Origin of the sequence: Photorhabdus viridis (genome assembly GCF_040256935.1) — a bacterium.
In the GTDB taxonomy this organism is placed as follows: Bacteria; Pseudomonadota; Gammaproteobacteria; order Enterobacterales; family Enterobacteriaceae; genus Photorhabdus; species Photorhabdus viridis.
The window spans coordinates 1-12,765 of sequence record NZ_JBEJZY010000053.1; the positions used below are offsets into that span (position 1 = coordinate 1).

The window sequence follows — 12,765 nt, forward strand, 5'->3', positions numbered from 1 at the left end:
CCGCCGCAAATTCTTTGACCAATACAAAGCGAGCCAAAGTCCGGTGGCGAAACAGGCGCTGGATGGCATTCGTGACCTGTACAAGCTGGAGCGAAAAATCAAACACCGGCCGCCGGATAAACGGCGTCAGTGGCGACAGCGTTATGCCCGGCCGTGGCTGAATGAGTTCCGGTCCTGGTTGCAGACGATGCAGACCCAAACGGCGCCCAACTCTGGGTTACGCAAAGCGATAGATTATACGCTGAAGCGCTGGCCGGCGCTGGTGTGTTATCTGGATGACGGCCGGGTGCCGATAGACAACAACCGGGCGGAGAATGCGGTCCGGGGTGTGGCGCTTGGCCGAAAGAACTGGCTTTTTGCGGGTTCACTGGCCGCGGGGCAACGGGCGGCCATGATAATGAGCCTGCTGGAAACGGCCAAAGCCAACGGACATGAGCCCTGGGTCTGGTTACGTGATGTCCTCAGCCGGCTGCCTGACTGGCCGAACAATCGGTTGAATGAGCTGTTGCCCTGGCCTGATAATCCCTTCCGTTAACATCCCATTTTGTTGTTATCTGACAACGCAAGGTGAGTTCACCGGAACATTACGCTGTTCCAGGTAATCGCTGCGGTTATAAGCACGCCGAACCTCATTCTTATCCACATGAGCAAGTGCTGCCTCAATAACATCAGGCGGAAAGCCTTGCTCATTAAGAGCCGTACTGGCAATTGATCTCAGCCCATGCGAAACGAGCACTCCACCAAAACCTGCGCGTTTTAGCGATGCGTTAACTGTCTGGCTATTCATTGGCTGGTTGGGCTTGATACGGCTAGGAAAGATAAATTCTCGGTTCCCGCTTAACGGCTTCATCATCTCCAGCACAGCCATTGCTTCCTCTGACAAGGGCACAGTATGGTCACGGTTCATTTTCATACGAGATGCGGGGATTTTCCATTCTCGCGTTTCCAGATCAACTTCATCCCACCGAGCCTCAGCCGCTTCGGCAGGGCGGGTAATAGTAAGAAGTTGCCACATGAACAGGCAGCGTGTTGAGAGGCTAATGCTAGCCGTTCGCATCGTTTGCATCAACTGAGGCAACTGGTCCGGACGAATACTTGGCATGTTCTTCTTCTGCGGCTTCTCAAAGGCCTTGCCAATGTTGACACTGGGCACCGCATCAATCAGGCCTGTGTTCTGGGCATATATCATGACTTCATTGATACGTTGGCAAAGGCGACGAACGGTTTCCAGTGCTCCTCTGGCCTGAACCGGTTGGACGGCCTGAACCAGTGTATGAGCTTTAATATCTGTAACGCTAACGTCGCCAATCGCAGGAAAGACATCTCTTTCAAGAGAGCGCCAGATATCTTCCGCATAGTCCTCTGTCACACTAGCTTTCTTCACATTCCACCAACGTTCAGCTACGAGCTGGAAAGTATTGGTTTTGGCTTCCAGCGAACTGCGAAGTTGTTCTTGCTGATGTTCCTGTGGATCGATTTGTTTCGCCAGGAGAGAGCGAGACTCTGCCCGGTAGTTTCTGGCATCGGTAAGGGTAACTGACGGGTAGGGACCAATGCTCTTCTTCGCTCGTTTCTTAGTAACAGGGCGAATGTAGCGAAACTGCCAAATTTTACTCCCGCTGGATTTGATTAGTAGCTCAAGGCCATCACCATCATAGAGAACGTAGTCCGCTTCTTTGGGTTTGGCGGATTCGATTTCTTTAACGGATAGAGGTTTAGTTTGTCTTGCCATTACCGGGTTTCCATAGTTTTAGGCACCTCAAAAACAATAAAGCTTTATGAGGTGCCTAAAAGGTTCGGATTTAATTAGTTGGCTTCAGACTTCGCGGGACAAATTCAAGGCACAAAAAAGCCCGCAGGGCTTGCGCCGTGCGGGCTTTCAGGACTTCATCGGATGACTCTGGTAATCACCGATGGAGAATTTTGGTGGAGCTGGCGGGAGTTGAACCCGCGTCCGAAATTCCTACAGTTTCCTAGAGATATATATAAAACATATAATTATTTTATTTTTCAATATATTACTGTGTAATGAGAAACAATTCAGAACACTGGTTTTTGAGCTGAGTGGACACAATATGGATCTTATTGGTTCTCTAACTCCAATTGTGTAAGAGGATTCTTTGTTATTGCATCTTCTAAATGATCAGGGGAGAAGTGCGCATAAATCATAGTCATTTTGATGTCTGTATGCCCTAGAATTCGTTGCAATACCAATATGTTGCCTCCGTTCATCATAAAATGACTGGCGAATGTGTGCCGTAAAACGTGAGTACATTGGCCTTCTGGTAAGTCAATTCCAGCACGTTTTATCGCCCGTTCAAAAGATTTGCGGCATGGGGTAAATAATTTACCTCGTTTCTTGGGAATCCGATTATATAGTGATTCGGAAATAGGTACGGTTCTGTTACGTTTGCCTTTAGTTTTGATAAATGTAATTCGATGCGGGGTTACTTGATTACCTTCTAATTCTTCCGCTTCGCTCCAGCGTGCACCTGTAGCTAAACAGATTTTGGTAATTAAAAGTAAGTCTTTGCTTTTGGATTCCTTGCAGGCATCCAGTAAATGGATAATTTCATCAGGATATAAAAAGGCCAGTTCATTTTCTTGAATCTTGAATGTTGGCAAACCTGATAATGGGTTAGGATAGCTAATATGCCCAAGTTTTTTTAGAGTACCAAAGACGGACGATAAATTACGGTGTTCAAGGTTTACTGTGATTGGTTTCACTGCCATGATTCTACCTTTTGAATCAGGTAATAAACCCATTAACCGCTGTTCTCTGTATTTACTAAAGTCAGCGGCAGTAAGCTGATTAGCAGTAGGATCACCTAGCCCATTACAGATGGCCGTCAGTTTTGACAGTAATCTGGCGGGGTCTGCTAATGTTCGGCCATAGAGTGAATGCCAGAGTGAAATTAACTCAGATAGTTTTCTGTTATCTTCTTTCTCTGCTATCCAGGGTTTATCTTCCATTTCACCCAAGATATAACGCTCATAAGCAATAGCTTCGCCTTTAGTTGCAAATTTCTTACGAATACGTTTACCCTTCACGCCATTGGGCCGTAGATCACAGAGCCATTCACCAGAATCAATTTTTTTGATAGACATTATAAGGCCGTATAAATAGAAATAACTTTACCTAGGACAGTAATATCATCTATATCGCAGTCGATAGGATATTTACCGCCATCCATACGTATTTTATTGCCGGGGATCAATTCTAATTCCTTGAATTGATATTTTCCTGAGAATTCGATTAACCATTTTCCATCATTGGTATTTTTTTGTTTTCTATCAATGAAATAAATATTTTCGCCATACTTGATTGCTTCAATATCACCATAGTTTTTAGGAAGGATGCCTTTATCAAAGGTGAGGGAACTAGATTGTTGGAGTTTTTCATCAACGAGCTCGAATGTGGTTAATTTCACTGTTTCAGCTATGGTGCTGTTCATGTTTCCTATACCAAATGAAAGCCACTCAATGGAAGCTCCGGTTTCTAAGGCACACCGTAAGACGATATCGTAAGGAAAATTATCTCTTGTTATACGATTCCCTAAAGATCCCTTGCTGATCGACAAATAATTAGCCAATTGGCTATATGATTTAAACTTATATGCCAAACAGATTCTATCTATCGTTTCTCTTGCATTTGCGTACTGTTGCATTTTTTCACCAAAGGCGGACTTTTTTAGTTGACGTACTTATATGGCGATCGTAATATCTCGGTTGTAAGGTACTTCAATGTAGTACTTTGAAGTGCAAGGTAATACAATCACAAAAAGTTTAGAACATGGAACACAAAAGGAGAATATGTACTATGCAGATTGTTAATTCAATACAAGCTCAATCACGTTGGGTTACGTATGATAGATTTTGTGAATTATCAGGCGTTTGCAAGAGAACGGCTAAGTATTATGTTGCTACTGGTAGGCTAAGAATTAAGCCTAAGAAAAAATCAAATGAGCGTGTTTTCATTGATTGGTGGGATTGGTGTAAGGATTAGGTTTCCCAATAATCGTTCTCGTTTGGTCTTAACGTTCACATTATGTGAATAAAAAGGTAAATAACAATGTTTGATTATCAAGTTTTCAAACAAGCACACTTTGATCATGCTTGCCAAGCATTTGCCAACGTTCATAGGGGCAACTTAGCTCAAATTTCGGGAGCTATCCGAATGAATCCGCAAATGCTGCGTAACAAGCTAAATCCTGAACAGCCTCACATACTGACTTGTGTTGACTTAATGAAGTTAACCGATGTAACGCAAGACGCATCTATTTTGGATGGATTACTGGAGCAGTTGCGGTGTCAGCCATCGGTACCGGTGAATGAGATTTGTGATTCCAACATGTCGAATTATTTGTTAGGTGCAACGGCAGAAGTGGGGAAGCTGGCAAGTGATGTTGTTTTGGGAGGCCATTTCAACCATACCCGTGTGGCCGAGTTTAAGAGGACGGTTAATAATGCGATTAGATTATTAACTTTAGCGGGTATTACCATTTCATCAAGATTGCATTCTAATGCCTGCGTCTAGTTCGGTGGTTGATGTTGTTGCAGGTATTGGAGCATTGTTAGTATGAGGTCAGCATGAACGCATTAAAGCAGCAAGAATACCAATATAAATTGACTGGTGAATCATTTAAGCTAAAAAAGGATGGATTTATCTTCCCAATTGTTTTATGTGCTTTTGTTTATTTTATTCTTTTCCTGATTCGATGAGGTTTACATGAACACGGAATATCAATTTGAATCAAGCGAACAACGCGCGTTTTTAATATCCTTTGAAGCGCGGATTAATGGTTTAAATAAAGTTTCTCAAGTCAGGGCGCAATATTTTAAATCTGATAATAAAGAGTTAAGTGTCTTTATTAATGAGATGAGAGACAAACGTAGCGAACACTATGCGGATAATAAACGCGTGTTAGCTGCTATGTTCTACATAGCACGTATACCAACCGATAGGCATGAACTGGCATTGAATGAATTAACTCGTGAAGAAATGATTAGTCTGATACGAGCAATAAATATTATCAAGGCAATGAGTGTATTATTACCCAATAATTTATCGTTACCGAACTAAATAAAAATAACTACCGTTCTAATTTTAATGGCGCTAACACGTCAGGGATTTTTATTACCAAAAACAAGGAAATTAATAAATGAAAGCTACAGGTATTGAGCAGTTAATAAAAAAGGTGCGGGAGGATGAACGTAAACATTATGCAGATTTATTTTCATTCCGTTTAGCAAAACTGTCCGTTCATGTTTTGAAAAATAAAATGGATCATGCGGCCAGCGCAGCGCTTTTGCAAAGTGAATCTGAGAACGTCGAGCGTCAGGCTCAGGAGTGGCACTATGTCTGATGTTATCGACCGTGCCTGTCAACATGCAGAGGAAACATTGGAACGCAGAATCTTAAGGCATATAAACCGCCCTGTTAGTGTTTCTGCGTTTGAATGTGAAGATTGTGGGGAATTAATCCCAGCAGAGCGACGGATGAAAGTCATGGGTGTTACCCGTTGTGTTTCCTGTCAGGAAGTTTTCGAGATGGAACAGAAACATTATCGGAGTGTATGGGATGACTAGATATCATGATCTAACAACTAAAAATTTTGATTGCATTGTGTCAGATAGTCAGCTTTGCATTGATGTATCGGTATTTATGCCCGTGATTGAGGAAAACGATATTGTTATTTTGCGTGAATATAAAGGTGTTAGGGTTAAAACCTTTATCGTTAATTCTGTCATAAGAGATGATGTTAGCTGTGATTATTCATATGGAAATATCAGATATGAACTTACATCGCTATCACCGAATTTTTTCTTTCGTGAGGGTGAATAATCATGAAAGTGAAAAACAAAACTCATCATTAAAAAAGAGTTTGTTTTATAGCCATTGATAACGGAAAGAAAAAATCAAAATTTAGAGTAAATGATCAAGAATATAAAACAGGTGATTTTCTTGCATTGAATAAAATTGGTGATAATGGAAATTTCATAGGAAGATTAATTTCAGGAAAAATAACAAATGTAACGGTAATGAATAAAGATTTGTATCCGCAGATAGCGGAAGAATTTGTTTTGTTTTTATTTTAATTAATTCCTGTTAATTGTTTGTCACATGAATATTGAAAGAAAAGAAGAAAATAACGGCGATGCACTGCGTTCAATGTATCGCCAGAGTATAGAATTTCAGCCAGGGTTGCCGAATGATGCAACTCTGGCTGAACGTATTATGTGGGAGGCGAACCCTAACGATTATGCATGGCGGCATCAATATCTTGAGAATGTGCCGCATTCACTGGCGATCTACCTTGCAACACGTTACGCCAATATTTTCAATCAATCTGGTCGTCGCCGGGCTAATACGTTTTTACGTCAGTTCTGCGAGAACGTATTACCACGGTTAAAATTAGTCAATGAACAATATGAGTTCCAGCATATTATATCTGGTGTTATGCCGTTCCCGTTTATCGAATCACTGGAACAATTGCCAACATTAGGACGTAAAGAAATAAAACAGCTTGCGCATGAGATTGCGCGGTTTATGGCTGAGAGTTACGACCAATATGTTGAACAGGCCCTACAGAATGAGCAGGACGCTTGCCGTAGATTAATTCACGTCTATACCCGTTTGGCTAAATTGACCCAGCAAGCGGGAACGATAGCCCCATATTGGCAGCAATTTGCAAAAGGTCGAATTAAACCCACAGAAGACCAACTATGTGCCGGATTGCTGCGCATGATGTCAGATCAATGGTGGTACATCCGTTTAAAGTGGATACGTGATATTCGTGCCGAACATATTGCAATTGCTGTCGGACAGGTACAAAAAGCGGTTTCATCCTATGTTTCACGTCAGACTTTACATGAATGGACAGAGCAGAAGCGGCTAAATTGGGAGTTTCTGCAATCGTTCGATTTAGAGAATGAAGAGGGGGAGCGAGTTTCGTTAAGCGATAAGGTCTTGGGCAGCATTGCAAACCCTGCCGTTCGCCGTTGTGAACTCATGATCCGTATGCGCGGATTTGAGGACTTGGCTAACGAAATGGGCTGTGTGGGAGATTTTTATACTATTACAGCCCCTTCTAAATATCACTCTGTACATAGTGGTGGCGGTTTTGTGAAAAACTGGAACGGTGCGACCCCAAAGGATACACAAAAGTATTTGTGTAAGGTCTGGGCAAAAATCCGGGCGGCTTATTCCCGTGCGGGGATAAGTGTATTCGGTTTTCGTGTGGTAGAGCCACATCATGACGGTACACCGCATTGGCATATGCTGCTATTTATGCGCCCTGAGCATGTCGATGAAATGCGCGACATTGTGTGTTATTACGCCCGGTTGGAAGATTCAGAGGAATTACAGGGACAAAAGGCACTCAAGGCACGTTTCCATGTGAAGCCTATCGATAAGGCAAAAGGTTCGGCCACAGGCTATATCGCCAAGTACATCTCCAAGAATATTGATGGTTACGCGCTGGATGGTGAAAAGGATGGGGAAACAGGCCAACTCCTTAAGGATATGTCCCGTTCGGTTTCTGCCTGGGCGAGTCGTTGGCGTATTCGTCAGTTTCAGCAGATTGGCGGTGCTCCAGTTTCTGTCTGGCGTGAACTGCGTCGCTTAAGCGGTGACGAGCAGATTTTGCCTGATGAGGATATGGATAACGTTCGCTTTGCGGCGGATATTGGCAACTGGTCAGCCTATACCGAATTTCAGGGCGGTGCATTGGTTGCCCGCAAAGATCTCACTGTGCGCCTTGCTTATGAGATCGCCGAGGAAAGCAATATTTACGGTGAGGATGTCCAGCGTATTTCCGGTATTTACTCGCCCCGTCTGGGCGAGTCTTCTTCTTTTGTTACCCGTACTGTGAAATGGAAGATTGTCCCTAAATCCAGCCCGGTATCTGCGGGTGAGGGTTTGGTTTTTTCTTCCTCTTGGAGTTCTGTCAATAACTGTACGGAGGCACGAAATACGGTTAGTCAAGGAAGTGATCTGTATTTAGATGAATTCTATTACGGTTGGCATCAAATGAGTGAGAAGGAAAAAATACAGCGAGTTCATGAATCGGCAAAATTACAGAGTTTGGCGATGAGTGATGTGCTGGCACGTTCGTTACTGGAGGGGGGGAGTATGACCATAGATGGACAGCGTTATTGTTTATCTATGTTCAGTCATCTACATAAAGTTAAAAAAACGCATACTGAAACAACAAAAATGATAATGAGTAGGTTAAGTGAAAAATTGGGTATCAAGATTGATACTAATGAAATTATTCGTGACCCAAAAGGCCATTATCTGAACATGTTGAAGAAAATGGAATCAGAAACGATAGAAGTCACATAACACACTATTTCATAACATAATTACTTCACTTGTTAATTATATTTATATATACTGTATAAAAATACAGTATTGTGGGATTAAGAGGATGGTAGATTTTTTTGCTGAGTCAATTTCATTGGAACGAGTTGATTTGCTGTTACGCTTGGCTACTAATAGAGGTTGCAGTAATGATGAGCGTTATCAAGCTCTAATTTGGTGTTCAGAATTGACTACTCAATTAATTAAGCAATTTGATGAAAATGAGATGAGAATGAAAAAAGCCACTAGCTAGATAGTGGCTTGGCTCAAAGCTTGAATTAGGCAGCGCTAGTTTGCAATAAATCCAATGCTATTTGACGCTGTTGCGGGTTGAGGTTGTTAATCACGGTCTGCAACAGTTGATCTCCTGTTTTTGCACTGGGACTTAGCGTGTGCGAAAACGTCAAATTCATAACAAATGTATAACCACATTCAACACTGGAACACGCGCAGTACAGATCAGCAATTTCACGGTGCTTCCGATTCGTCTTGCGAATAACCGCCTTAGCGCCGCACTCAGGGCAGATAATTTTTAATACGCGCATATTCCTCATTCCCAAAGTATCCATTTTCGGTAATTTTACCTGTTTTTTGCGCATTTTGCACCCAAACTTACGCGATCTTGTTTAAAACGGATATGTAATATTTCGGGGATATCATGGGTATTTATCGCATTCGTGAACATATTTTGAACGGGGATAACTTCATCCTGACGATAGACCTCACGGGCTTTTTCCGGATCACCTAACCCGCCGATATTGGTCGGGATAATGCCAGCCAATCCCGCCGGGAATCGGTGAGCGGTCAGCACATCTTGTGAACTGATACTTTTCACATTGGCAAATTCATCATTGGCTGAGATATCACCAACCGGAATAAATTTGATCCCGTCAGGGTCGCCGTTGGGAATGTTGACAAACAGAGTTTCGAAATTCCCGATCCCTTTACTGAGTTGTAATTTTTGGATAATTTCCTCTTCGGTTTCATCAGAGATATTCGGGTCATTGGTGTAAATGATACCGCCAGTGTGGGCACCATTGTGGTAATAACGACGGCGGAAAATGGTGGCCTCAGAGTTGAGCAGTGCGGCATGAATACCGCCAATATAATCCGGCAATCCGTAAACTTGCTGTTGCGGGTCATACTGCTTAATGAAAATGACTTCTTCCGGTGAGTAAACCAGTGGTTCACCCTCCTGCAAGACCACAAAATATTTATCCTTACGGCGACGTAGGTATAGGGAAGGCAAGACCTCCAGTGCAACCACATCACCCCAGAAGTTACGGACTTTCAGAATGGCGACATCACCGAAAATCAGGAAATTAATCACGGCTGACTTGAATTGTTCATGACTCACTCCGCCGCGAACGCCGAAATAGTCCGAGGCAATCATATTGTGACGAGCATAGAGTACACCGCCGTGTTGACCGTTCATGTTGGTCAGTTGTGCCAGGGCTAAACGGTCAATCGGTAGTGTGTAATGGTCATAATCATTGTCATACCAGATATTTTGATAATCCGTCCTGGTGGTGAGTATCGGTTCAGGTTTGCCCAACGTGATTAAGCTCATTTGCCGTTGGCGGTGGTTTGTGCGTGGGGAATGTGTACGGGTTTTCCTTAACTTTTTCTTCATTATGCAGCCTTTGCAAATGTGTATTTAGAGGTGCGTTTCTTGTCGTAATTTAACGGCTCATTCATCAGGGCATGAGCGATTGCCCAGAAGACGTCAGCGTGTCCGGTTTCCCGCGAACGGTCAGCGACAAAGGTCATGCTGCCGCCTTTTTTCGTCGTGGTGTGTCGAATAGCCAGAAATGAGGCCAGAATTTCCTTTTGTTCCACATCCCATTCGATACGCTCCTCACTGACCACATCAATCATTTTCATGACCAGTTGGTTTTTGCTTTGTGGGTTGTAGTGGATAGCGTGGGCTTGTCGGGGGGCGAAGTCCTGCACCATTTCATAGACACCGTGACCAATCCCCGTGGTATCAATACCGATATGAGTAAATTTGTAGCGTTTGAAGAGATCTTCAATCAGTTTCGCCTGATGTTTCCAGTTCATGCCTTGCCAGTAGAACGTTGCCAATACCCGAAAAACTTCGGGTACCATCATGGGCGGGGCAATAATCACAAAGGTTGAAGTATCGCCAGAGCGGGCCGGGTCGAAGCCGCCCCAGACTTCGCGATCCCCAAAAGGACGCGGTGCATTGGGATCATGGTCTTCCCAGAGATGGATATCCGCGCCGCATTTTTCCAGTTGGTGATATTTGAAAACAGATGCGCCACTATCAACAAACACACACAGATACAACATGTTAAATGTGTCTGGGTTATAACGGTTCCGCAGTTTTTCAATGGATGCCAGGTTGAATCCGCCCTTAATGGCATCTTCCAGCGTAATGACGTAACGCCATTGACCATCCGGGCAATCACGACCGCCATCACGCAATTCATCAAATGAGGGAAATTCAACAGGTTTGCGTTTTGGATCATTGCCGCGCCATTCATCACCTATCCAAAACGGGTAGGCGGGATGGGTTTTGGCGCTGGGGGTTGAAAAATACGTGGTGCGCCATTTATCATGTGTCGCCATTGCCGACGCCACTTCATTGAGGCGTTTAAAATCAGGTACCCAAAAATATTCGTCACAATACAAATGGCCGGAATAGGATTGTGCCGTGTTTTTATTGGTTGACAGGAAACGCAGTTCGGCACCGTTGCTGAGCCGAATAGGGTTACCGGTCAGTGTCACACCGAAGAAGTGTTCAGCAATATTGACGATATACGAGCGGAAAACTTCTGCCTGTGGTTTTGAGGCGGATAAAAATATTTGAGGATCGCCGGTTAACACGGCATTTTCGAATGCTTCAAAGGCGAAATACCAGGTTGCACCGATTTGCCGACTTTTGAGAATATTTCTGATCTGTTTTGCCAGACTATTGCGCAAATGTTTTTGATAGCCGAAAAGCGTCTCATCGACAAACTGCTGGAAATCTTCTTTAGTCAGTGTCGAAATATCATTTTTACGATAGCGTTTCTTTTTTTTAGGTTCACCCTCACTGGAGGGGATATCATCACCGCCTGATTTTTCTTGCGCCTTAATGTCGGCCAGCTTTTCTTTATGCTTATTTTCCTGTGCCATCAGTTTTATATGATGTGCAATTAATCGGTCGAGTTCGTCTAATTCCAGCGTGGTTTTATTATTGCGTTCACTGAGCACGGCAATCCGACGGTTAATGGCTTCGATAACACGTTCATGGTTGAGCATATCCGCCCAATGCCATTTTTCCGCCCAATAGTAAATGATCCGCCGATTCGGCAGATTTAACTCATGGGCAATTTCTGCCGGAGTATATCGCCGCAGGTATAAAGAACGGGCGACGCTGATTAGTTCATCAGAGTATTTAGCCATAGTCATCATATTATGCCGGGCTAAATTTATCCTGACGCTCATTCAATTTCGGCCTGAATGGGTTATGGCGTTATAGCCGAATTCATCAGAATTAAACCATTCGCGGCATTTTCTTGAATCCGCAATACTGTATTTGATTCAAATGGAAGGAATTAAATATGTCTCAGTTAATGACTAACTGGATATGTATTGCCACGGAGGGCGACACGGTTGATGGCCGAGTGATGGAACCTCAATGGATTTTAGAGGCTGCCGAACTCTATAACCCAGAGTTGTACACCGCCCGCATTTGGCCGGAACATGAACGTGGGTTCGGTGCAATGGGCGAAGTGTTAGCTGTTAAAGCAGCGCGAGATGATGACGGGGTTTTACGCTTATATGCGCAACTGCGACCCAATCATCATTTGTTACAGGCCAACCGAGAGGGACAATTACTGTTTACCTCTGTTGAACTGACGCCTGATGGCAATTTTCGCGGAACCGGCAAAACATATCTGGAAGGGCTGGCAGTGACTGACTCACCCGCCAGCGTGGGCACAACGCGTCTGCAATTTAAAAAAAAGAACAAACATTGTCGATTCGGTGCGTATAAGCCACTGGTTATTGATGAGGTTAAACACATTAAGGATAACGGCATGGCAAAGGCCAAAAAAGGATGGAAAAGCTTTTTTAATATTGAAGAACCCGAAGAAACTGAGCCAGCGCCATCAAGCGATGATGCGTTGCAGGCGCTGGCTCAGGCTGTAGCCGATTTGGAAGCGCGAATGACCGCGCTTGAAGGTAAGCAGGCGTTGACCGAGCAAGAAGTTGCAGACGTTCAGGAGGATGTCGAGACAATGAAAGCGGTTGTCGATACCGAAGCATTTGCGCGTTTACGTGGCAGTTTGCCCGATATTCTAAAAAAGTTTAACAAATTGGACGGTATTGCTACCCGCTTACCATCGCGTAACCCAAAAGGCGACAAAAACGCGCCTTTTAAATTTCTGTAA

At 43.6% G+C, this 12,765-nt stretch carries 14 protein-coding genes and 1 pseudogene; 9 read left to right on the top strand and 6 right to left on the bottom strand.

Annotated elements, in window-relative coordinates; translation table 11 throughout:
* Positions 1-535 (top strand): IS66 family transposase (gene tnpC, locus ABR397_RS19000; RefSeq protein ID WP_350307105.1); only part of this gene is annotated, 535 nt, incomplete at its 5' end.
* Between the two features lie 15 nt (positions 536-550).
* On the opposite strand, the gene ABR397_RS19005 is transcribed toward tnpC, so the two are convergent.
* The 3 genes from ABR397_RS19005 to ABR397_RS19015 form a co-directional block, all read right to left on the bottom strand.
* Positions 551-1,732 (bottom strand): integrase domain-containing protein, encoded by a 1,182-nt coding sequence (locus ABR397_RS19005; protein WP_350307106.1) that lies wholly within the window; start codon positions 1,730-1,732, stop codon positions 551-553.
* Positions 1,733-2,082: 350 nt separating this feature from the next.
* Positions 2,083-3,108, bottom strand: a complete 1,026-nt coding sequence (locus ABR397_RS19010) for a site-specific integrase (RefSeq protein ID WP_350307107.1) — start codon at positions 3,106-3,108, stop codon at positions 2,083-2,085.
* Positions 3,108-3,668, bottom strand: a complete 561-nt coding sequence (locus tag ABR397_RS19015) for a phage repressor protein CI (RefSeq protein WP_350307108.1) — start codon at positions 3,666-3,668, stop codon at positions 3,108-3,110. Before ABR397_RS19015 ends, ABR397_RS19010 begins: the two co-directional genes overlap by 1 nt.
* Positions 3,669-4,072: 404 nt before the next feature.
* Here ABR397_RS19015 and ABR397_RS19020 point away from each other — a divergent pair.
* The 7 genes and pseudogenes from ABR397_RS19020 (at position 4,073) to ABR397_RS19050 (ending at position 8,347) form a co-directional block, all read left to right on the top strand.
* Positions 4,073-4,583, top strand: a pseudogene (locus ABR397_RS19020) (phage regulatory CII family protein).
* A 146-nt stretch (positions 4,584-4,729) separates the two neighbouring features.
* Positions 4,730-5,083: a DUF5347 family protein gene (locus tag ABR397_RS19025; protein WP_350307109.1), complete on the top strand. Its 354-nt coding sequence runs from the start codon at positions 4,730-4,732 to the stop codon at positions 5,081-5,083.
* A 79-nt stretch (positions 5,084-5,162) separates the two neighbouring features.
* Complete coding sequence (locus tag ABR397_RS19030) at positions 5,163-5,366, top strand: DUF2732 family protein (RefSeq protein ID WP_065823416.1); 204 nt, start codon at positions 5,163-5,165, stop codon at positions 5,364-5,366.
* Positions 5,359-5,589, top strand: coding sequence for a TraR/DksA family transcriptional regulator (locus tag ABR397_RS19035; protein WP_350307110.1), 231 nt, complete (start codon positions 5,359-5,361; stop codon positions 5,587-5,589). The genes ABR397_RS19030 and ABR397_RS19035 overlap by 8 nt, the downstream gene beginning before the upstream one ends.
* Positions 5,582-5,845, top strand: a complete 264-nt coding sequence (locus ABR397_RS19040; protein WP_065390416.1) for a hypothetical protein — start codon at positions 5,582-5,584, stop codon at positions 5,843-5,845. The genes ABR397_RS19035 and ABR397_RS19040 overlap by 8 nt, the downstream gene beginning before the upstream one ends.
* 47 nt (positions 5,846-5,892) lie before the next feature.
* Complete coding sequence (locus tag ABR397_RS19045) at positions 5,893-6,099, top strand: DUF3850 domain-containing protein (RefSeq protein ID WP_350307130.1); 207 nt, start codon at positions 5,893-5,895, stop codon at positions 6,097-6,099.
* A 25-nt stretch (positions 6,100-6,124) separates the two neighbouring features.
* Positions 6,125-8,347: a replication endonuclease gene (locus ABR397_RS19050; RefSeq protein ID WP_350307111.1), complete on the top strand. Its 2,223-nt coding sequence runs from the start codon at positions 6,125-6,127 to the stop codon at positions 8,345-8,347.
* 296 nt (positions 8,348-8,643) lie between these two features.
* On the opposite strand, the gene ABR397_RS19055 is transcribed toward ABR397_RS19050, so the two are convergent.
* From ABR397_RS19055 to ABR397_RS19065, 3 genes are read right to left on the bottom strand one after another with little or no spacing between them, the layout of a single operon-like run.
* Positions 8,644-8,964 (bottom strand): ogr/Delta-like zinc finger family protein, encoded by a 321-nt coding sequence (locus ABR397_RS19055; RefSeq protein WP_350307112.1) that lies wholly within the window; start codon positions 8,962-8,964, stop codon positions 8,644-8,646.
* Positions 8,946-9,998: a phage portal protein gene (locus ABR397_RS19060; RefSeq protein WP_350307113.1), complete on the bottom strand. Its 1,053-nt coding sequence runs from the start codon at positions 9,996-9,998 to the stop codon at positions 8,946-8,948. The genes ABR397_RS19055 and ABR397_RS19060 overlap by 19 nt, the downstream gene beginning before the upstream one ends.
* Complete coding sequence (locus ABR397_RS19065; RefSeq protein WP_350307131.1) at positions 9,998-11,776, bottom strand: terminase large subunit domain-containing protein; 1,779 nt, start codon at positions 11,774-11,776, stop codon at positions 9,998-10,000. The genes ABR397_RS19060 and ABR397_RS19065 overlap by 1 nt, the downstream gene beginning before the upstream one ends.
* 158 nt (positions 11,777-11,934) lie before the next feature.
* Between ABR397_RS19065 and ABR397_RS19070 the strand changes: the two genes are divergently transcribed.
* Positions 11,935-12,765, top strand: a complete 831-nt coding sequence (locus tag ABR397_RS19070) for a GPO family capsid scaffolding protein (RefSeq protein WP_350307114.1) — start codon at positions 11,935-11,937, stop codon at positions 12,763-12,765.